An 18,376-nucleotide genomic window follows, 5' to 3' on the forward strand; every position below is an offset into this window, starting at 1 on the left:
CGGGGAGCGACCCCGTGTATACCCCCCAACCACCCCAACGGGCCCCGGTTACCCCACCGGGGTAAACCGGGACCCTTGTCTTTACCTGACGCACATATCCGCTTGCTTCTCAGCGATTGGAAGGATCAGGCTCCGTACTCGCCGCCGCCCCGTCCGCGACGGGATCGGTTCCGCCCTCCCTGGCCTCCTTGACCCGCGGGTCCTTGGGCACCTCGCCGTGCGGCGGGCGGTCGTAGAACTTCTTGTAGCGTTCGTCCTCATGATGGTTGTTGCCCATGGCGTGCCTCCCGGAAAAGGGTTCGAATACCTCAACCGTGGCACCGGCTCAAGCTCTTGGCAACAGTCGCCCGGCAGAGGATTCGAACCTGTCGGCGTAGACGGTTCCCCCACACTGGTTCGCCGCGAAATCCGACACGGAGATGCACGGATTGACCAGAGATTTCCTACCCACCGGGGATCGTTTGGTTCGGGCACTGCATGGTGATGATCCGCTTGATGCCCTCATGTTCGGCCTTTGTCATCCACAATCCGTGCTTGGCCTTGACCGCGGTCTGGCGTGCAACGTAGGAGCAACGGAACGACTTGTCCGGCGGAAGCCAGCTGGCCGCATCCGAATCGCCCTTGGCGGCATTTGACGGACCGTCGACCGCCAAGAGGTTCAGCGGATCGTTGCCAAAGTCCACCCGCTGCTCCTCGGTCATCTTTTGCGCACCCTTTTGCCAGGCATCGGACAGGGCAACCACGTGGTCGATCTGGACCTGGGTGCTGGTCCCCTGGCCGCGCACGAAATCAATCCGCTTTCCGGTGAACGGGTCGGAGAGGACTCCGCTGGTGACGACGCATCCATTGGTTCCGGGCCTCACGGCGATCCCGTCCAGATCCCGGCGCAGCATGTCGTTGCGGGCATCGCAACCGTTGCGGTCCGGATCCTTCCAGCCGCTGCCGAACAGGCTTCGCTCGTAGCCAGTCTTCGGTGCCCTTCCCTTGATCGGGATGCCGGCAAGCTGGTGCAGGGTCGTGCCAGGCTTGGCGGTCGCGGCGTTTCCCTTGCCCGAAGGTGCGGCCGGGGCCGCCGATGCGGGCGAAGGGCTCTTCGACGGTTCGGCGGGCGTACGTGTTTCTTCCGCCGCGGGTTCGGGCACTGGTTCGGCAACGGTCGGCGTTGGCTCGGGCGAGGGCGCCTCGGACCAAATCACCAGGGGTTCGGCGGTGGGCGCCTCGGACCAGATGACGGGAGCGGCAACGGCTGGCGTCTCCGCCCCGGTCCCCGCACAAGATGTCAGGACCAGGCCCAGCGCCAGCACCATGGCCGATAGTGGGCCGGCAGGTCCAATCCTGTTGCGGGGCACCTGGCTCTTCCTCGCCCCGGAACCTGCCGGTGCCGATCTATCGCTATTTCTCACAGGCGACACCGTCGCCGTCCCGGTCAAGTTTGCTGCTGTAGCCCGGATCGCCCCTGTAGATCGGGGCAGCTCCGGCATCCCTTACCGCAGTGCAATTCTCGTAAGAGGTGCTGCCGGTGAATGTCTGCATCTTGGCCTCTGCCGACTCCTGTTCCTCGCGGGCCTCTTCCGCGGCAAGGGCCGACTTGGCCTCCTGCTCACGGACCTTGGCTGCCTGCGCATCCGCCGCCTTTTGGGCTGCCTTGGCCTCGGCGGCGGCTTCTGCCTTCGCTGCTGCTGCCGCTTCCGCTTTCTTGGCGTCGGCGACTGCCTTCGCCTTGGCTGCCGCGGCCTCTTCCGACTTCTTCTTGGCTTCGGCAGCCTTCTTGGTTTCGGCTTCGCGGGCTGCCGCCAGATCGGTCTCGGCACGATCATGGGTGTCTTGGTCGACCCAGACCAGGGCACCCGTTGAATCCGCATCGCAGTAGTTGTTGGCAGCAGCCTGGGTCATGACCTGATAGTCGAATTCGCAGGACTTGCCGACGTAGCTCGCGAGATCGCTCTGCAGGGTTTCGGCCACCGCAGGTTCGTCGATCAAGGCCTCCGGGCTGCCGGTTCCCTCCGTACCGCTCAGGGCGCCGCCGGCAAGCGTGAGGACCAGCGCCGCGCCTGCGACGCCGGCCCCGATCTTGCGATTGGGGATCCTTGCCCACTTGATGCCGTTGGCCAGCAACGCCACGAGGCCAAGGATCAAGGCAACGATCCCCGCAAGAATCATCAACCCCGGCAGCGCCCCGGCGATGCCCAGCAGGATGAGGGCCAGCACGGCAATCCCCCACCAAATCCAGCGTTTGTTTGTGCGCCTCTTCGACGGCGCTGATTCACTACCCCAAGTCATGATTTCCCCAAAGTTTCAACTAATCCAACCAATAGGGCAAACCATAGCCACTATTGCCGTAATGGTCATTTCTTACCCCGTTGCGCCGGGACTTGAATCGCCAAACTCTGGGTTGACAGGCATGTATGCGCTGAGGAGTGCGCCGATTGTGACCCCGCTTCGTTAAAGCGCCGAAGGCGGGAGAGCACAAGATGTGCGCCCACGCCTTCGGATGATTTGGCTGGCGTTGTTAGCGGACCACGCGCTCGAATCCGGCGCCGTCGGCACCCGTCCACCGGTACAACTCCAGGGTCGCGGCTTCCTGCTTGTGGCCGCTTGAGTAATCGTCGAAGTCGCGGGCCACATAGAAGTAGCCATGGCCGACCGGCTCGATGCCGACATCTGCCTTGAACTCCCAACCGAAGATGCCGGTGGCTGGATCCGGGATCCCTCCCTGGAGCAGCGGCACCAGAAGCCCGGATTCGTTTCCGGGCTGCCCCGCAAGAACGCCCTCAGCCGGGGCTGCGGTGCCATCCACGACGTAGAGGGTGCGGTTGGGGAATCCCGGCTTGGAACCGCGGTAGACCCCGAGGTACCAGTTCTTGGTGTGTTCGTCGTAGGCAAGGTTCTGGACACCGAAATTGGTGTTGCCGGTGTGGATGAAGTATTTCGAATCCACGGTGGCGGGACCGGAGGTGTGCGGATCGTCCTGGGTCAGCGGGCGGGCGAATTCGCCCCATGTGGACACATCGTATTGGAGGATGACCTGGTGGTTGTTGTCCTCCCGATTGAGGTTGCGGTAGATCCCATATGCGACCATCAGCTGCTGCTTGCCGTTGGCGGAGCCGAATGCAGGGCCAAAGGAAACCCCGTCGATGCCGCTGGAACCGTAGCGGTGGTCGGCGGTGTTGGCGGTGTCGCCGTCAAAGACCCCGTTTCCGTCCAGGTCGGCGGTGAAGTCCTCGGCCACTTCCTCCAGGTGGACCGCGGTGACAATGCCTGAGTCCTCGGCATCCATGCCGACCTTGGTGATCTTCTCGACGTCGAAGATCGCGATGTAGAAGGACTCGGCCGCCTTGTACTCGAGCGAACCGTAGACTTGGCCGTCGCGGGAGTTGAAGTCGAGGTCCCCGAGGTGTCCGGTGAAGCCCTCGACGGTGCCAATGACGTGACCGGACAGGTCGGTCTTCACCAGCATGTTGGTGAACGAGTGGTAGACGAAGCCACCCTTTTCGTCGATGGCGATGCCCTGGATGTGCCCGGCGTCCCAGGATCCGGATTCGATGATCTGCGGGTATCCGTCGATGGCCTTCTCGGGTGCCGCGTGCACGGGCGGGCCCTGCGGATCCGGGGAGCCGGCGGCCATGGCCGCTCCGGGGGCGCCGGCTCCGGCGAGCAGGCCGAGGGCAAGGGTTAAGGCTGTGGTGGTGAGCCAGGACTTTTTGGGCATGGTGCGAATTTCCTTCGGTACGTTGGGGCAGACATGGTCCGGGCTCCCCAACACCCGCACGTTCCCCACCATGCCGCACCGAACCCAACGGTTCGCCAGCGGGGCGTTAACTCTTCGCGAACTTCATGCATCGGGTCCGATGAAGTTCAGAGCTGGATCGGTCCATCGGCCGCCACGCCTGCCCAGCGCAGCACTCGCATCTTGCAATGCCCCCTGCGTGCCGAATCCCTGGCCACCTCGGGTTCGGGGGCATCGAGCGGATCACGCGTGACCTGCAAGCGGATGGATGGATCGGAATCAAGCAGCCAAGCCAGCACCCAAGCCAGATTGTCCGTTCCCCCATTGTCGCGTGCCCGGGATGAAGGCCCCAGTGTCAGGAGAGGACATCCTTGCTGGCGAACCTGCCATAGGCCAGGGCGCCAAAGACCAGCAGGTACCCGCCCTGCAGCAGCGCGTTCTGCCCGAATTCGCTCCAGCGGATCGGGTCGCGCAACAGGTCGGCGAAGCCGAGCCAATGGTGGGTAAACAGCCACGGATGCAGCCAGTCCAGTTGCGGCAGCTGGCCCAGGATCTGTGCGGTCACCGAAAGCACCGCGATGGCAGCCATGGCGCCCACCGGAACGTCGGTCAGCGTGGAGACGAACAGGCCCAGCATGGTGAGACCCAGCAGCGACACCGCCACATAGAGCGCCACCAACCCGACGCGCAGCACCGCCGCGGGTGCGGAAATGGTGGTTCCCGACAGCAGCGTCACCGGCCCCGTGGGAAAGAGCAACGCCCCGATGCCCAGCCCGCACAGGGCCACCATCGCCGTGGCCGCCAGGGCGAAGAGCGCCGCCACGGTGAACTTGACCAGCAGCAGGCGCGGGCGCGAGACAGGTGCGGTGAGCAGGTAGCGCAGCGTCCCGGTCCCTGCCTCCCCGGCGATCGTGTCACCCGAAACCACCGCGACGGTCAGCGGCAGGAAGAGCGGGATGCAGACCAGCAGCCCGGTGATCGCCACGAACAACCCGTTTCCCGCAACCCGGTCCAGGAACGCCGGTCCACGCCCGGAGGGCGGGCCGGAAGTCAGGCGCACCGCAACGGCGATGAGCACCGGCACCGCGCCCAGGGCCAGGAGCATGGCCCAGGTGCGGCGGCGCCGAAACAGCAGCGCCACTTCATTGGCCAGCAAACCCCTATTGGACAAGGTCGAACCCCTCCCCCGTCAGCGCCACGAATCGCTCTTCGAGGCTTGCCGCCTGAACCGTGAAGCCTCGCACGCGCACTCCGGCGGCAACGAGCTCCTCCACCAGCCGCTCGGGCTCGGGGGCTCCGTTTCCCAGCGCCGCGGCAAGGACCCCGTCCTCCCCGGCGGGCACCGCATCCAGCCGCGCTTCGAGTCCCAGCCGGGACAACACCGCCATTGCCACGCCGGTATCCGGGGTGCGCAGGGTAACCATGCGCTTCCCCTCGGCCCGCAACTCCTCCAGCCTCCCCTGTGCCACCAAATTTCCCACGCTCATCACCGCCACGTGGCTGCACATCTGCTCGACCTCACTGAGCAGGTGGCTGGAGACAAAGACCGTGGTCCCCTCCGCGGCGAGCGCCCGGATCAGGTGCCTGACTTCGCGGGTTCCGTGCGGGTCCAGCCCGTTGGTCGGTTCGTCGAGCACCAGCAACTCGCGTTCGGTGACCAGGGCGTTGGCGATCCCCAGGCGCTGCTTCATGCCCAGCGAGTAGGCGTGCACTGCCAAACGGGCGGCCTTGCCCAACCCGACCTTTTCCAGGGCTGCGTCCACGCGGCGGGTGCGGGTGGATGCATCGGAGGTACGGTCGGCGGAATCGAAGCGAACGAGGTTCGCACGTCCGGAAAGGAAGGGGTAGAAGGCCGGACCCTCAATCAGGGAGCCAACCCGCGGCAGCACCCGGGAAGCCGCGCCGGGCATGGATTCGGAGAGCAGGGAAATGCTGCCGCTGTCCGGGGCTGCCAGGCCCAGCAGCATCCTGATGGTGGTGGTCTTGCCCGAGCCGTTGGGCCCCAGGAAACCGAAGACCGACCCGCGCGGCACCGCCAGGTCCAGGTCGTTGACCACGCGGCGTTTCCCGAAGCTCTTGCCCAGCCCCGACGTGTGGATCGCCAGTTCGCCGGGTTCCGGCACTTCGGTCACTGGCCGTTGGCCGCGGCCTGCAGCCGGGCCACCGTCACCGGGCCAATGACCATGCGCCCGTCATCGGTGATCAGGACATTGAGCAAGGAGGTGTGAAGCAGCTTCCCGCCCTCGACCGGCGTGGCCAGCTGGTTCAGCAGTTCGTTCGCGGCCAGTTCCTGGGGAACGTCCTTGGCGGGAACCACCACCACGGCATCCCAGCCCATGCCCATGATGGCTTCGGGCGGGTTCGCCTGGCTCTTGCCGCCACGCTTTGCTGCATCATCCTTGGCACCGGTCTTGTGGTCAAGGGACTTTTTCGGGTTCTTGTGCCCGTTCGCCTTGGCATCGATTTTGTGGCCGAGGGACTTTTTTGCGATCTTGTGCTGGCTCACCTCGGCCCCCGGCGGCGGAGTGAATTCAAAGAGGTTGGCCGCGGGCGTCTCGGGGGTGAACGAGGTGAATCCGACCGCGATGGCTGGATCCTCCTGCCCCACGGCATCCACCACGACATCCAGTGGTGCGCCGGTGGCAGCGTCGACCCCGATGCTCACCTTGGCAATCAGGGATTCGTCGCTGCGCGGAACCAACTCGAGGGTGTAGGCGTCGCGGCCGGCCACGCGGGTTCCGTCCTGCACGCTCATCTCGGTGTTCGGTCCCATCGCCTCAATGAGGCGGTCCGCCACCACGCCGGGGGTTGGCGGCTGCATCGTGTGCCGTGGGGGTCCTGCATGGCGGAGCACCTTGGGAAGAGTCATGTGGACGGCGGTGTTCTCGGCCGAGTTGTAGTGCCACAGCGAGTTGCCGTTGCGGATGAAGTTCTGCTCGTGCATGCCATCCATGACCTGGATCCGGGCCTTGTCCGGTCCGTCAACATAGACGCGGGCCTCGTGGGTTCCCGACAGTTTGGAGAGCATGTCCAGCAGGTCGGAGCCGGCCGTTGCCGGCGCACCGGAAGAAGGGGGTGCGCTCCCTGCCTCTGGGGCTCCTGGTTGCTGCATCATGCCGGTGTCTCCCGGATCCGGCAGCTGCGGGATCCCCAGGTCCAGCGTCGCCCGGGCGGTGCCGGAGAAGTCGGTGACACTGGAGCCCGCGATCATCTGCAGCACCTGCTGCGGCGTCTTGGGCTCGAGCTGCACCTGTGCGTTGGCGGAGAGCGAGGCACCCACGGCGAAGGCCGCAATGACTGCGGGCGCCAGCACGGCGGGTATCCATTTCTTGAGCACAGCGGTTTTCACGGCCATCAATCCCCATCAAGCGTCTTGGTATCTCCACCGTACGCCGGTGCGGCGGCGATGGCGATGCCCCGCAGGGGCTCCCGGCAGGGGCTCCCGGCCGGGGCTCCCGGCCGGGGCCGACCGAACCCTCAGGCTCCCGAAGGAGCACCGCCGCCGGCGGGCGATTCCGGCTCCCACCGCAACAAGTCCCCGGGCTGGCATTCGAGCACCTCGCACAACGCCTCGAGCGTCGTGAAGCGCACGGCCTTGGCCCTCCCGTTCTTGAGCACCGCCAAGTTGGCCGGAGTGATGCCGATGCGTTCGGCGAGCGCCCCGACCTGCATCTTGCGCCTGGCCAGCATGACGTCGATGTCCACGATGATCGGCATCAGATGACTTCGTCCAGCTCGGCACGCATGCCCAGCGCCTGGGCTAGCAGCATGCGCAGCACAATGACGATCAGCGCGACCCCGCCGACCAGCAGTGCCCCGCCGCAGAGCAGCAGCACGATCCCCGGGGCGACCGCTTCCCCGGGGGCGAGGACCACGGCCAGCGCGAAGGTGAGCAAAGCGGCCGCAGCGACGGCACCAATCACGATGTCCACATAGCGGAAGGCACCGCGGGAAAACACCGTTCCCCGGCGCACCATGCTCAGCAGCCGCCACACGCAGACCATGGAGACCTGGACGGTGACGATGCCCAACAGCACGATCAGGATCACCGGGGTCCGCACGGCGATGACACCGGGGCCCGCCTCTTCCAGGTCGATGGCCAGCAGCGGGACCATCACCGCCTGCACGAACAACGCGCCCGCAAGACCCAGAGCGAGCACAATGCGCAACGCGAGGACAGTAAACTTTCCCATCGGGGCTCCTAATATCGAGTAACAATATTAATGTATCGTTAAACGATAGGCTAGGCAATTGTCGCGTGCCGTCACAGGACAGCGGTGACACTTCCGCGGCACCGAAGAACCGCTCGCTCCCCGGGACGAACCAGGGGCGGGACCGCATCGGCCCCGCCCCTATTTCATGAAGTTCCTTGCCGCTGCAACGACTACCTGACCGAGGTCTCGGCGAGGATCGCCTCGATCTGCCCGGCGGCCTCGCGCATGCCCTCCTCCATGCCCATCTTGATCATTTCCTCAAGCTGTTCGGGACTTTCGAACGAGGACACCGAGGTCATGCGGGTCGTCCCGTCCTGCTCCTCAAGCCTCACCACGCATTGCGTGATGCCCAGGAAGCCGCTCGGCTCCCCGTCATCCCCGGCGAACCCATCCTGGAACTCGAAGCCGTTGGGTGCGTCCACGGAGACGATCTTCCACCAGCCACGGGCCTTCTCTCCATCCGGTCCACTCATGTAATACCTGCACTCCCCGCCCTCGACAAACTCGTGGCGGACAAAGGTGGCGGGCCAAGTCGGCGGACCCCACCACCGCTCGAGCTGGCGCGGATCCTCCCAGATCTGCCAGATGCGCTCCTTCTTCGCCGCGAATTCGGCAACCAGGGTGAGGGTGAGGTTTTCCGGGTCGGTTTGAACGCTGATGACGCTCATGGTTATGCTCCTTCGAGATCGTCGGAGAGGATGTCTCCGATTCTGCCGACGCGTTGCCGCCAGATGCCCTCATAGGCCTCCAGCAGCCGGGTGGCACGGCGCAGGGATTCGGGGTTCCCGTGCACGATCTGCTCCCTTCCGCGTCGCTCCTTGGTGATCAGCGATGCCCTTTCGAGCACCGCCACGTGCTTTTGCACGGCTGCGAAGCTCATGTCATAGCGCTTCGCCAACTCGGAGACCGATTGTTCCCGGAGCATCGCCTGCTTGATGATGTCGCGCCGGGTCGCATCCGCCATGGCCTGGAAGATGCGGTCGATCTCGGTTTCGCTCAATTCATATACAACCATTTGGTTGTAGGTTACTGCGCCGACGAGCCCGATGCAATAGATGTGGTGGGGAATTTCTGGCATTCGCCCACTTGTCCCGAAGGCGTGGCCCGCCAGTTGTAAAGAAAGCGGCCATCCAGCAGCTCAAAAAAATGGGCGACAGTATTTCGGCCAGGCACAACCGACCGTTGCCTACCCGGGCAGCACGCCCACCGAATGCGGGACGAAACCCGTGACCATCAATTTCCTGCGGCCGTTGAATTGCCGCTAATCGACAAACAGATCTGCACAAATCCGCAATCGAAACTAGTGTTCTGCAGGGTCGGGATTGGGCCTGGGCTCTTGCGGGTCCAAGGGGCTTGTGAGTGCTCCGGAGTGGTCCCGTGCGGTGCTGTCACCGTAGACCCAGCCGGCGAGGGTTCGCAGTTTGGATTCTGATTCGGAGCCGGGCTCGGTGGTGTAGATGAACAGCGTCTGGTCCGGCTCTCCGGTGACTTCAAGGGCTTCGTAGCGAATGTCGAGGTGCCCCACGAGCGGGTGGTTGAGTCGTTTGATCCCGTCGCGGCGTTCGACCACGCGGTGGTCCGCCCACCAGGTGCGGAACTCCTCACTGTGGACGGCCAGCTCGCCGACGAGTTGGAGCAAGAGCGGGTCGTCGGGGTGGCGGCCGGCGTCCAGACGCAAGGTACCGACCATCGAGGAGGCGATCTTCTCCCAGTCCACGTAGCGGGTCCGCGCTTCGGCGTCCAGGAACGCCCAGCGGATCAGGCTTCGCTCCTGTGCCGGTTTGGCAGGGAAGTCGGCGAGCAGAAACGCAGCCAGCGGGTTCATGGCCAGCACCTCGGTGCGTCGTCCACGGATGAATGCCGGGTGCTCGGTGAAGGAGGCAAGCAGCTGGTGCAGTGAGGGGCGCACCCGCTGGACGGCGGCCTCCGGTCCGGTTCGGCGCGGGGCGGCCACTGCGCGGGCGAGGTCGAACAGGTGCCGTGTGGCCAGATCGTCCAGCTGCAGGGCCTGGGCCAAGGCGCCCAGCACGGCCTCGGACGGGCGCTTGTGCCGGCCCTGTTCCAGGCGGGTGTAGTAGTCGGCGCTCACTCTGGCCAAGGCGGCGACTTCCTCCCGCCGCAGTCCCGGCACGCGTCGTCGCGGCCCGCCGTCACCGGCCGGGGACACGAGGGCACGTCGGACTTTGAGGAACTCACCGAGCTCGGTACCAGCGTTCATTTCCAGGTTCCTTTCACCACAGTCCATGATCCCACCTTCAAAGCCGCGGTGCTTTAAGAGGTGCGGTGCATCTTATGGATCGCGGCCTGGGCAAGGGGCTTGACCACCAGCTGGTCGATATTCACATGGTGAGGGCGGGACAAGGTCCAGGTGATGCACTCCGCCACGTCATCGGCCGACAAGGGGTTGGGCACTCCGGAGTAGACGGCGTCGGCTGCGGCCTGGTCCCCGCCGAGGCGACGCAGGGAGAACTCCTCCGTGTGTACCAGCCCGGGAACGATTTCGATGACCCGGATCGGTTCGCCGTTGAGTTCCAGTCGCAGGGTCTGGGCGATCACCCGCTCGGCGTGCTTGGCCGCGGCGTAACCGCCCCCGCCCTCGTAGGTGCCGTGCCCTGCAACAGAGGTGACGACCACTACGTCGCCGCGACCGGATGCGCGCAAGGCAGGCAACAGCGCCTTGGTCAGCCGGACCGTGCCCAGGACGTTGACGTCGTACATCCAGGACCAATTCTCCAGGTCCGCGTTGGCGATCGTCTCGGTGCCGCGGGCACCGCCGGCGTTGTTGATCAGCGTGTGGACCGTGCCTGCGGCCTCCACGATGCGGGCCACATCGTCATCGGAGGTGATATCCGCGGCCAGCACGTCGCAGCCGATCTCCGCGGCCAGGGCCTCGAGGCGATCTCCGCGGCGGGCGACAGCCAGCACTGACCACCCGGCGGCGACCAGGTGACGGGCGGCTGCGGCACCGATGCCGGTGCTCGCGCCGGTGACCACGGCGCGCAGACGGTCAGGGGACGGGGCGTGCTGGTTTGTTGTTGTCATGGGATCCATTCCACCAGAGCGGACCGGCCCGTGGGGGTCCGGAGCCGGGCCCAACTGATCCGGGGTATGCCGTACCCAGGATCAGCTGGGCACCTCCCGTGGCGTTGGGGCAGCGGCAGAGATGGTGGACTGGTAGGGCCATCATCCTTTGTCGATCAGGAGCAAACATGCCCAGCCCAGCCTCCGAGCCATCCACGCGGGAACCCGCGATGGCCGCCGCGGCGCCCGAGCGTTCGCCGCTGCTCGAACGCCCCGTACTCCGGCCCGCAGGGGTGCGCGACGTGCTGCGCGACATCGCCCCGCAGTACGCCGGCAATGGGGTGATCGGGCTGATCTTTTCCGCTTCCGGACCCATTGCGGTGACGCTGGCCGTAGGTGCTGTCGGCGGTCTGAGCCAGGCCGAGCTGGCCTCGTGGGTGTTCGGCATCTTTCTCTCCGCCGGGCTCGCAACCATCGTGATGTCACTGCTGTACCGCCAGCCCCTCGGGTTCGCGTGGTCCATCCCCGGCACCGTGCTGCTGGGCCCTTCCCTGCAGCACCTGTCCTTCCCTGAGGTGGTGGGAGCATTTTTCGTCGCCGGGGTACTGATCCTCGCCCTGGGCGCCACCGGACTGGTGCGTCGAATCATGGCAGCCATTCCCATGCCGATCGTCATGGCCATGGTCGCTGCGGTGTTCCTGCGCTTCGGTACCGACATCGTCACCTCCACCCAGTCCAACCCCGTGGTGGCCGGGCCCATGGTATTGGCGTTCATCGCCCTGAGCGCAGTGCCCACGCTGGGCAAATATCTTCCACCGGTATTGGGCACCCTGGTGGTTGGCATCATTGCCGTGGCGGCGAGTGGGCAGTTCGCGATGGAGTCCGGATCCGGGCCGATCTTCGCCGTCCCGGTGTTCACCGCACCCGAGTTCACGTGGGCAGCACAACTGGAACTGGTGGTACCGCTGGCCATTACGGTGCTGATCGTGCAGAACGGGCAGGGCGTGGCCGTGCTGCGCGCCGCCGGCCATCGTCCACCGGTGAATGCCTTCGCCGTCGCCTCCGGCATATTCTCCATCGTTAATGCTGGGTTCGGTGCCGTGGCGGCATGCGTGACAGGTCCGACCAATGCCCTGTTGACTTCCTCCGGGGACAAGAACCGGCAGTACACCGGAGCGGTGGTCTACGGCCTGCTTTCGCTTCTTTGTGCGCTGCTGGCGCCGACGCTGACCCGGTTCATGCTGGCCACACCCGAGGCCTTCGTCCTGGCACTGGGCGGCATTGCCATGCTCAAGGCACTCCAGCAGGCCTTCGTCACCGCGTTCTCCACCACCTACACCCTGGGATCGTTGGTGACCTTCGTCGTCACGATCTCGGACCTGAAATTGTTCAACATCCACGCCGCGTTCTGGGGCATCCTCATCGGCTACACGGTCTCCCGCCTGCTGGAGCGGCGCGACCACGCCGCCTCGGCGTAACCCCTTTGACCGATTCCCGTCGCGCCATGCCCTTGAGTCCTGTGCCGCTTCCGAACAGTCACCGTCCCGTTGACGGGTCGTTCTCGCGCGGGCGGGTGCGTGGCGCCGCGATCGGCGGATTCGACCAGTTCTTTTCAAAGCGGCAGAGCGGCGTTCCCACAGTAGGTTCGGCCCTCGTTGCAGTGGCATATTCGTGCCGCCGCCCGAACCAGACGCGACGAGCGCCACTGGGCACGTCTGGCCCTCGTCCGCCGACAAGGGGCGCGCTGCTGAAACTTATGTATAGAGCGAAATCGGCTGCACGATTCCGTTCAGGAAGAATGCGCCCACTTCCACCTTCTTGTAGTCGACAGGATCGTGAAGTGAGTGCGTCCGGATATTGCGCCAGTACAGATCCAGCCCCACCGATCGCTTGGTGGAGCTTGCACCCGTCACCTCGAACACGCGGCTGGTGACCTCAAGCGCCGCCTCCGTGGAGACAATCTTAAGCCCGGCAACCTCAACCTCGAGACGCGCCCGATCCGCTTCGGTCACAGCGTCGCCCAAGTTGATGACCTCGTCGAAGCGGCGGTTCAGCCTGTCGGCAAGCGCCTCAACCGCTTGGGTCCTGGCCACGAGTTCGCCGTAAGTACGATGTACCAGCGGGTCCTCGGCATACGTCTGCACCCCGGAGAGGAACCAGGAGTTTCGCCTAGCCAGCGTCAATTCCCTAGCCTGCTCAAGTGCCCCTTCTGCAGCGGCCAAATAAATGTTCCCGAAGAGCAATTGGACGCCCGGTGTCACCACGGTGGAGAATGCGGTCCCTTCATCGAAGCCCACGATGTCCGACTCGACCACGCGCACTTTGTCGAATCGCACCGATCCACTGGCCGAGGCACGCTGGCCCAGATGGTCCCAGTCGCCGAGAAATGAGATGCCTTCCCGTCCGCGCTCCACGGCGAAGACAACGACGCGACCGTCGTACTGGCCCCCACTGGCTTGGGCGGCCGAAATGATGATATCGGTGGCGGAGGCTCCAGTGGCAAAACGCTTGAGTCCGCCGAGTCGATAGCCAGAGCCATCCGCGACCAGTTCCAAGTCCGGATCAACGGGATTGAGCGCGTCACTCCAGAGTTGGTCCCGCTCGGCTATCAGCCGGAACCTCGCAGACTGGTCGCGGCCCGCACCGTAGAACGCGAGGCAGGAAGAATTCAGATAGTGGTAACCAAGAATCTGCGCGACCGATGCATCTGCCCGGGCCAGAATCCGGATGACCCGAAACGCGGTTTCCCAGTGCGCCCCGGCACCGCCATAGATGGCCGGGACCACGAGCTTCACCAAGCCGTGCTTGCGTAATAGCTGCAGCGCCGCCAGCGGATCCGCGCCGGTCTGGTCACGTTCCAGCGAGCCCTTGGCCAGCTCGACGGCAACGCTCTGGGCCACCCTACTCCAGTGGTCCAGTTCGCTGGAGTCGGCATGGCCTGCCCATAAGGGGGCAGTGGACAATACGGTGTTCATGAATTCTCCCGAAACGAGTTGAGAAGTGAGGCTAGGCGTTGCTGAGGCGCTCAGTCAAGGACCACAGAACGACGACGTGCCGCCACAATGGGTCCAGCCAGCAGCGCCGCGGCCAAAAGCACCAGCACCCCCACGGAGAACGGCCCGTAGCTGGACTCCCCTACCAGCGCCGGCAGGTTCACCAGAATGATCGCAAAGAAGGCCAACAGTCCCCCCAGACCTAGCCCGGGAGCTATGCGCCGCGGCCACAGCGCCCCGCCGCGCTCCTTGGAACCGAAGAAGACCAACACGGCAATGGATGTCAAGGTCAGCAGCAACACAATGCCAACCGAGGAAATGCCGCCGAGCCAGGTGTAGAACTGGCCGATAGGGTCCAGCTGCAGCAAGGCAGCGGCGATGATCAGCGCGCCGACGGTTGCCGATGCGACTAACGACGCCATCGAGGGCGCGCCGAGGACGGGGTGCGCTCTGCCAAGCGGTGCGGGCAACACACCGCGGGCACCAAGCTGGAACAGGTAGCGAGAGGCAATGTTGTGGAATGAAAGGATGCAGGCGAACAAGCTGGTGACAAACAGCAACTGGACGATGTGTCCTCCCGCGGCACCCAGGTAAATCTGGGTAGTGCTTTGCAGGATGGTGCCGGGGTTCTCCGTGGCGTTGGCAACAATGCCGCTCTCCCCATTCGCGCTGATCAATACCCAGCTGGAAACCGTGTAAAAGACTCCAATGGAGATCAGCGAGATGTAGGTGGCCCGAGGAATGGTGCGGTCAGGATCCTTGGCTTCGTCGCGGAAGACGGCGGTCGCTTCAAATCCGACGAAGCTCAGGATAGCGAAGAGGATTCCCATGCCCGGTGCGCCGGAAACAATCTCGGAGGGCGTGACGATGCCGGTAGCGAAGCCCTCGGGCCCTCCACCGGAAAAGATGACAACCGCATCAAGTAGGAGAACAATGGCAACCTCGGCAATGAGCAACACGGCCAGCAGCTTGCCGGAGAGCGCGATGTTCCGATAACCAAGCGCTGTCACGGCAACGAACCCCACAACCGCCCACGCCCACCATGGCAGATCGGGTCCACCGTAGGATTTCACCAGCTCACCTAACCCGGGTCCGAAGAGTCCGAATACTCCGGCCTCGAGCGCCAGGTAGGCCAGCAAAGCAACAAAGGCCGCCCCCAGGCCAAACCCGCGACCCATGCCCTTGCTGACGTAGGAATAGAAGGCCCCGGCCGTTGGCACAAAACGGGTCATCTGGGTGAAACCGACGGAGAAGAGAAGCAACACAACCGTTGCGATCACAAAGGAAAACGGGAAGCCTGCCCCGTTGCCGAACGCGATACCCAAGGGAACGGGACCACCGATGACTCCCAAGGGCGAGGCAGCGGCAACAACGATAAAGACGATGGAGGCGACGCCAAGGTTTCCGCGCAGCCGGGGCCGGTCGTCCTTGGTGTCAGTTCCTGGGCTTGCTGGCGAGGACGCGAGGGCCTGCTGTTGAGACATGGCGATGTGCTCCGAACGGGATTTCACTCAATGGGATGGATCCACTTTAGGATCGCCGCGCGGTGGGTATCGATCTCATTTCCGTACATTTATTTAAGCGTCCCTCGGTGACGCCATTTCGCCTTTTTTGCGCCCGCGGCGCGTCATGCGGCGTCACCGAGGACGGGTCGGAGGAAATCTTGCGTCATGAATATGTGGCACGGCAAGCGCTTCCGGATAGGCAATGTGCAAGCGTCGGCCCTTGCCGAAGCCCCGGCCGGGACTACGCCTTCGCGATAGCTTCCTTTAGCGCCGTCAGGATCAGCGCGACCGAGGTCGGGTTGGCGTTCGGACCCATCAGGCCAATGCGCCAGACAGTGCTCGCATACTTGCCCACGCCGCCACCAATCTCGATGTTGAAGCGCTCGAGCAGGTAGCTGCGGACCCTGGCCGAATCCACTCCCTCCGGAACGTACACGGTGGTCAGCTGCGGCAGCCGGTGACCCTCGGCGGCGAAGAGCGTCAGGCCCATTTCCTCCAGCCCGTCCTGCAACGCCTTACCCGCGGCCTGGTGGCGCAGAGTGACGGCATCCAGGCCCTCGGCCAGGATTCGGTCGATGCCTGCCTCAAGCGAGGCCACCATGCCGACCGGAGCGGTGTGGTGATAGGTACGGCCTCCGCCAGCTCCCCCGGTGGTGTATCCGCCAAGCAGACCAAGATCGAGGTACCAGGATTGCGGCTTTTCAATGCGGCGTCCGAAGGCACGGTCGGAGATCGTGAAGGGCGCCAGGCCCGGGGCCACGCCGATGCACTTCTGCGTACCGGCATAACCCACGTCAATCCCCCACTCATCGGCAAGTACCGGCATGCCGCCGATCGAGGTGACGGCATCGACGATCAGCAGCGCGTCGCCCTTGATGGCGCCGAGCGCCGCGATGTCTGAAACGACGCCGGTGCTGGTTTCGGCGTGCACGGCGGCGATCACCGTGGGGTTCGGGTGCGCGTCGGCCACGCGCTGGGCATCGACCGGAGTTCCGTATTCGTGGTCCACGCGAACCACGTCGGCACCTGCCCGCGAAGCGACCTCGCACATGCGCTCACCAAAGAGTCCATTGACGGCGATAACCGCAACGTCGCCCGCCTTCACGGTGTTGACGAAGGCGGCTTCCATGCCGGCCGAACCGGTGGCGCTGAGCGGCAGGGTGCGTGTGTTCTTGGTGCCCCACAAGGTGCGCAGCCCCTCGGCGGTGCGATCCATGCGGGCGATAAACAAAGGATCAAGGTGGCCCAGCAGCGGCAACCCAAGTGCGGCGGTGGCTTCAGGGTAGGGGTTGCATGGGCCGGGTCCGAAGAGGTGGCGTACCGGAACGATCTGGGTCATTTGATCTCACTTTTCTCAATGCAATCTCTGGATGGCTAGGAGCCAGCCTATGCCGCGCCGGCTGCGCGCGGGTTACATGAAGCCGCGCCCGTCACGGAACATTGGGATTCATTCGTCAAGGCCTTCGGGGTTTCCGCCTGGTGATCCAGCGATCTACTGCAGACAAGGCGTCCCCGCGGCGCGAAGCTAGGCTGCCTTCAGCAGCCAGTCTGTCGAATCTTCGTCAAGCGACATCAACCGCCGAGCTTCCCTCAGCGCCTCGGACGAGTCCTTCTTGTCCAGCTGCGCCAGCATGAGCAAGTTCGCGATCCGCTGTTCCCGGCGGCTTCGCCCGCTCTCGCGCGCCAATTCGATCATGGCCAGGACCCGTGCGTGCGCGCGGCGCCCCCGAGCCTCCGGGCCCGAGTCATCGGCGTCAGTACTACCGAGCACAATCAATGCCTCTGAGATTACGTCGTTCATATTCTGCCTTTCATTTGGCTTCCACTCTCACTTCGTCGTGACGCATATCACCATGCAGCTCTTATGGCCAGCCTAGCCTCGATGTGGCAGTGAAGCAGAATCGGCCAGCGCAGACCGGACCCATCGCACCAACATCGGCGCACGGAAAGCCCGTGGCGAGGACTGCACGACAGTGCCCCGGATCGACAACCACCGCCCACGGCGGCCCTCGCCGCGCATCAGCGCAGTTCCCGGGGCCCGCGGGACGAAACGGGCTGGACCGGTCGCTCGCGGAATGCCACGCGCGGAACCTCGGCGAATGCTCCCCGCGGAATGTTCACCCGGCATTAACTGGAAGTCCGCCGGACTATCGGGAACCTGTGGCAGGTTAAGAAGTGTTGCGTCACAAAAAATAATGGTTGACACGTCAATCAGCCTGTGTCATATTTATATACATAAGCATGCAAACCGGTGAACACGCCGGCTTCCAACACAAGGAGCTTTCCCCATGAGCATTGAAATCATTCCCGGCACCTGGACCCTCGACACCTCGCACAGCGAAGTTGGCTTCACCGTTCGCCACGCAGGCATCTCCAAGGTCCGCGGCGCATTCACCGACGTCACCGGCACCCTGACCGTGGGCGATTCGATCGCCTCCTCCAAGGTCGAAGCAATCGTCAAGACCGAGTCCTTCGACTCGAACGACAACAACCGCGACGCCCACGTCAAAGGCGCGGACTTCTTCAACGTAGAGCAGTTCCCGGAAATGACTTTCGTGTCCACCGGCGTTGCAGGCTCCCCGGAAGAGTTCGAACTCCAGGGCGAACTGACCATCAAGGAAACCACCAAGCCTGTGACCTTCAAGGTCGAGTTCGGCGGCGTGGCCGTTGACCCGTTCGGTGCCACCCGCGCCGGATTCTCCGCCACCACGCAGATCTCCCGCAAGGAATTCGGCATCACCTGGAACGCCGCCCTCGAGGCCGGCGGCGTGCTGGTTGGCGACAAGGTCACCATCAACATCGATTCCGCCTTCGTGCTCGCGGCGCAGAACTAAGCCCCTTCGGCCCGTGTCGGGGGGGGGGGGGGGGGGGGGGGGGGGGGGGCGGCCGCCCCCGCGCGCAACAAGAAAACGCCAC

General features: G+C 64.6%; 19 protein-coding genes. 2 read left to right on the forward strand and 17 right to left on the reverse strand.

What is annotated here, in order from left to right; genetic code table 11:
* Positions 1-109 precede the first annotated feature (109 nt).
* From ACLQ7E_RS01190 to ACLQ7E_RS01250, 13 genes are all read right to left on the reverse strand, one after another.
* A complete protein-coding gene (locus ACLQ7E_RS01190; protein ID WP_411730700.1) occupies positions 110-277 on the reverse strand; it encodes a hypothetical protein in 168 nt (55 codons plus the stop codon).
* 166 nt (positions 278-443) lie between these two features.
* Complete coding sequence (locus ACLQ7E_RS01195) at positions 444-1,349, reverse strand: HNH endonuclease family protein (protein ID WP_411730701.1); 906 nt, start codon at positions 1,347-1,349, stop codon at positions 444-446.
* 43 nt (positions 1,350-1,392) lie between these two features.
* Positions 1,393-2,208 (reverse strand): excalibur calcium-binding domain-containing protein, encoded by an 816-nt coding sequence (locus tag ACLQ7E_RS01200; protein ID WP_411730702.1) that lies wholly within the window; start codon positions 2,206-2,208, stop codon positions 1,393-1,395.
* A gap of 301 nt (positions 2,209-2,509) precedes the next feature.
* On the reverse strand, positions 2,510-3,709 hold the full coding sequence (locus ACLQ7E_RS01205) for a hypothetical protein (protein ID WP_411730703.1): 1,200 nt from the start codon (positions 3,707-3,709) through the stop codon (positions 2,510-2,512).
* A gap of 373 nt (positions 3,710-4,082) precedes the next feature.
* On the reverse strand, positions 4,083-4,898 hold the full coding sequence (locus tag ACLQ7E_RS01210) for an ABC transporter permease (RefSeq protein WP_411730704.1): 816 nt from the start codon (positions 4,896-4,898) through the stop codon (positions 4,083-4,085).
* Positions 4,888-5,859 carry an ABC transporter ATP-binding protein gene (locus ACLQ7E_RS01215; protein ID WP_411730705.1) on the reverse strand — a complete coding sequence of 324 codons (972 nt, stop codon included), beginning with the start codon at positions 5,857-5,859 and terminating at the stop codon, positions 4,888-4,890. The genes ACLQ7E_RS01210 and ACLQ7E_RS01215 overlap by 11 nt, the downstream gene beginning before the upstream one ends.
* On the reverse strand, positions 5,856-7,082 hold the full coding sequence (locus ACLQ7E_RS01220) for a LolA family protein (RefSeq protein ID WP_411730707.1): 1,227 nt from the start codon (positions 7,080-7,082) through the stop codon (positions 5,856-5,858). Before ACLQ7E_RS01220 ends, ACLQ7E_RS01215 begins: the two co-directional genes overlap by 4 nt.
* A gap of 122 nt (positions 7,083-7,204) precedes the next feature.
* Complete coding sequence (locus ACLQ7E_RS01225) at positions 7,205-7,444, reverse strand: helix-turn-helix domain-containing protein (protein WP_411730708.1); 240 nt, start codon at positions 7,442-7,444, stop codon at positions 7,205-7,207.
* Positions 7,444-7,920, reverse strand: coding sequence for a DUF2975 domain-containing protein (locus ACLQ7E_RS01230; protein WP_411730709.1), 477 nt, complete (start codon positions 7,918-7,920; stop codon positions 7,444-7,446). Before ACLQ7E_RS01230 ends, ACLQ7E_RS01225 begins: the two co-directional genes overlap by 1 nt.
* A 191-nt stretch (positions 7,921-8,111) precedes the next feature.
* Positions 8,112-8,609, reverse strand: coding sequence for an SRPBCC family protein (locus tag ACLQ7E_RS01235; protein ID WP_411730710.1), 498 nt, complete (start codon positions 8,607-8,609; stop codon positions 8,112-8,114).
* A gap of 2 nt (positions 8,610-8,611) precedes the next feature.
* Positions 8,612-8,956, reverse strand: coding sequence for an ArsR/SmtB family transcription factor (locus tag ACLQ7E_RS01240; protein ID WP_411730719.1), 345 nt, complete (start codon positions 8,954-8,956; stop codon positions 8,612-8,614).
* A 285-nt stretch (positions 8,957-9,241) separates the two neighbouring features.
* On the reverse strand, positions 9,242-10,159 hold the full coding sequence (locus ACLQ7E_RS01245; RefSeq protein ID WP_411730711.1) for a helix-turn-helix transcriptional regulator: 918 nt from the start codon (positions 10,157-10,159) through the stop codon (positions 9,242-9,244).
* 53 nt (positions 10,160-10,212) lie between these two features.
* Positions 10,213-10,983 carry an SDR family oxidoreductase gene (locus ACLQ7E_RS01250; RefSeq protein ID WP_411730712.1) on the reverse strand — a complete coding sequence of 257 codons (771 nt, stop codon included), beginning with the start codon at positions 10,981-10,983 and terminating at the stop codon, positions 10,213-10,215.
* A gap of 167 nt (positions 10,984-11,150) precedes the next feature.
* Between ACLQ7E_RS01250 and ACLQ7E_RS01255 the strand changes: the two genes are divergently transcribed.
* Positions 11,151-12,440 (forward strand): benzoate/H(+) symporter BenE family transporter, encoded by a 1,290-nt coding sequence (locus ACLQ7E_RS01255; protein ID WP_411730713.1) that lies wholly within the window; start codon positions 11,151-11,153, stop codon positions 12,438-12,440.
* A 276-nt stretch (positions 12,441-12,716) separates the two neighbouring features.
* Here ACLQ7E_RS01255 and ACLQ7E_RS01260 read toward each other — a convergent pair whose 3' ends face one another.
* From ACLQ7E_RS01260 to ACLQ7E_RS01275, 4 genes are all read right to left on the reverse strand, one after another.
* A complete protein-coding gene (locus ACLQ7E_RS01260; RefSeq protein ID WP_411730714.1) occupies positions 12,717-13,937 on the reverse strand; it encodes an acyl-CoA dehydrogenase family protein in 1,221 nt (406 codons plus the stop codon).
* Between the two features lie 50 nt (positions 13,938-13,987).
* Positions 13,988-15,439 (reverse strand): APC family permease, encoded by a 1,452-nt coding sequence (locus ACLQ7E_RS01265; RefSeq protein ID WP_411730715.1) that lies wholly within the window; start codon positions 15,437-15,439, stop codon positions 13,988-13,990.
* A gap of 262 nt (positions 15,440-15,701) precedes the next feature.
* Positions 15,702-16,799, reverse strand: coding sequence for a pyridoxal-phosphate-dependent aminotransferase family protein (locus ACLQ7E_RS01270; RefSeq protein ID WP_411730716.1), 1,098 nt, complete (start codon positions 16,797-16,799; stop codon positions 15,702-15,704).
* 186 nt (positions 16,800-16,985) lie between these two features.
* The gene (locus ACLQ7E_RS01275) at positions 16,986-17,261 is read right to left on the reverse strand and encodes a hypothetical protein (RefSeq protein WP_411730717.1); all 276 of its coding nucleotides are present in this window, start codon (positions 17,259-17,261) and stop codon (positions 16,986-16,988) included.
* Between the two features lie 487 nt (positions 17,262-17,748).
* Between ACLQ7E_RS01275 and ACLQ7E_RS01280 the strand changes: the two genes are divergently transcribed.
* Positions 17,749-18,294: a YceI family protein gene (locus tag ACLQ7E_RS01280; RefSeq protein ID WP_411730718.1), complete on the forward strand. Its 546-nt coding sequence runs from the start codon at positions 17,749-17,751 to the stop codon at positions 18,292-18,294.
* The last annotated feature ends 82 nt before the right edge of the window (positions 18,295-18,376 follow it).

The sequence above is a fragment of the Paeniglutamicibacter sp. genome, from assembly GCF_046714615.1.
GTDB lineage: Bacteria > Actinomycetota > Actinomycetes > Actinomycetales > Micrococcaceae > Paeniglutamicibacter.

Bases quoted from the DNA above. Each gene is read 5' to 3' on its own strand.
- ACLQ7E_RS01190 (WP_411730700.1), bottom strand. From the start codon at position 277: ATGGGCAACAACCATCATGAGGACGAACGCTACAAGAAGTTCTACGAC.
- ACLQ7E_RS01205 (WP_411730703.1), bottom strand. From the start codon at position 3,709: ATGCCCAAAAAGTCCTGGCTCACCACCACAGCCTTAACCCTTGCCCTC.
- ACLQ7E_RS01220 (WP_411730707.1), bottom strand. From the start codon at position 7,082: ATGGCCGTGAAAACCGCTGTGCTCAAGAAATGGATACCCGCCGTGCTG.
- ACLQ7E_RS01225 (WP_411730708.1), bottom strand. From the start codon at position 7,444: ATGCCGATCATCGTGGACATCGACGTCATGCTGGCCAGGCGCAAGATG.
- ACLQ7E_RS01230 (WP_411730709.1), bottom strand. From the start codon at position 7,920: ATGGGAAAGTTTACTGTCCTCGCGTTGCGCATTGTGCTCGCTCTGGGT.
- ACLQ7E_RS01235 (WP_411730710.1), bottom strand. From the start codon at position 8,609: ATGAGCGTCATCAGCGTTCAAACCGACCCGGAAAACCTCACCCTCACC.
- ACLQ7E_RS01240 (WP_411730719.1), bottom strand. From the start codon at position 8,956: ATGGTTGTATATGAATTGAGCGAAACCGAGATCGACCGCATCTTCCAG.
- ACLQ7E_RS01245 (WP_411730711.1), bottom strand. From the start codon at position 10,159: ATGAACGCTGGTACCGAGCTCGGTGAGTTCCTCAAAGTCCGACGTGCC.
- ACLQ7E_RS01250 (WP_411730712.1), bottom strand. From the start codon at position 10,983: ATGACAACAACAAACCAGCACGCCCCGTCCCCTGACCGTCTGCGCGCC.
- ACLQ7E_RS01255 (WP_411730713.1), top strand. From the start codon at position 11,151: ATGCCCAGCCCAGCCTCCGAGCCATCCACGCGGGAACCCGCGATGGCC.
- ACLQ7E_RS01260 (WP_411730714.1), bottom strand. From the start codon at position 13,937: ATGAACACCGTATTGTCCACTGCCCCCTTATGGGCAGGCCATGCCGAC.
- ACLQ7E_RS01265 (WP_411730715.1), bottom strand. From the start codon at position 15,439: ATGTCTCAACAGCAGGCCCTCGCGTCCTCGCCAGCAAGCCCAGGAACT.
- ACLQ7E_RS01270 (WP_411730716.1), bottom strand. From the start codon at position 16,799: ATGACCCAGATCGTTCCGGTACGCCACCTCTTCGGACCCGGCCCATGC.
- ACLQ7E_RS01275 (WP_411730717.1), bottom strand. From the start codon at position 17,261: ATGAACGACGTAATCTCAGAGGCATTGATTGTGCTCGGTAGTACTGAC.
- ACLQ7E_RS01280 (WP_411730718.1), top strand. From the start codon at position 17,749: ATGAGCATTGAAATCATTCCCGGCACCTGGACCCTCGACACCTCGCAC.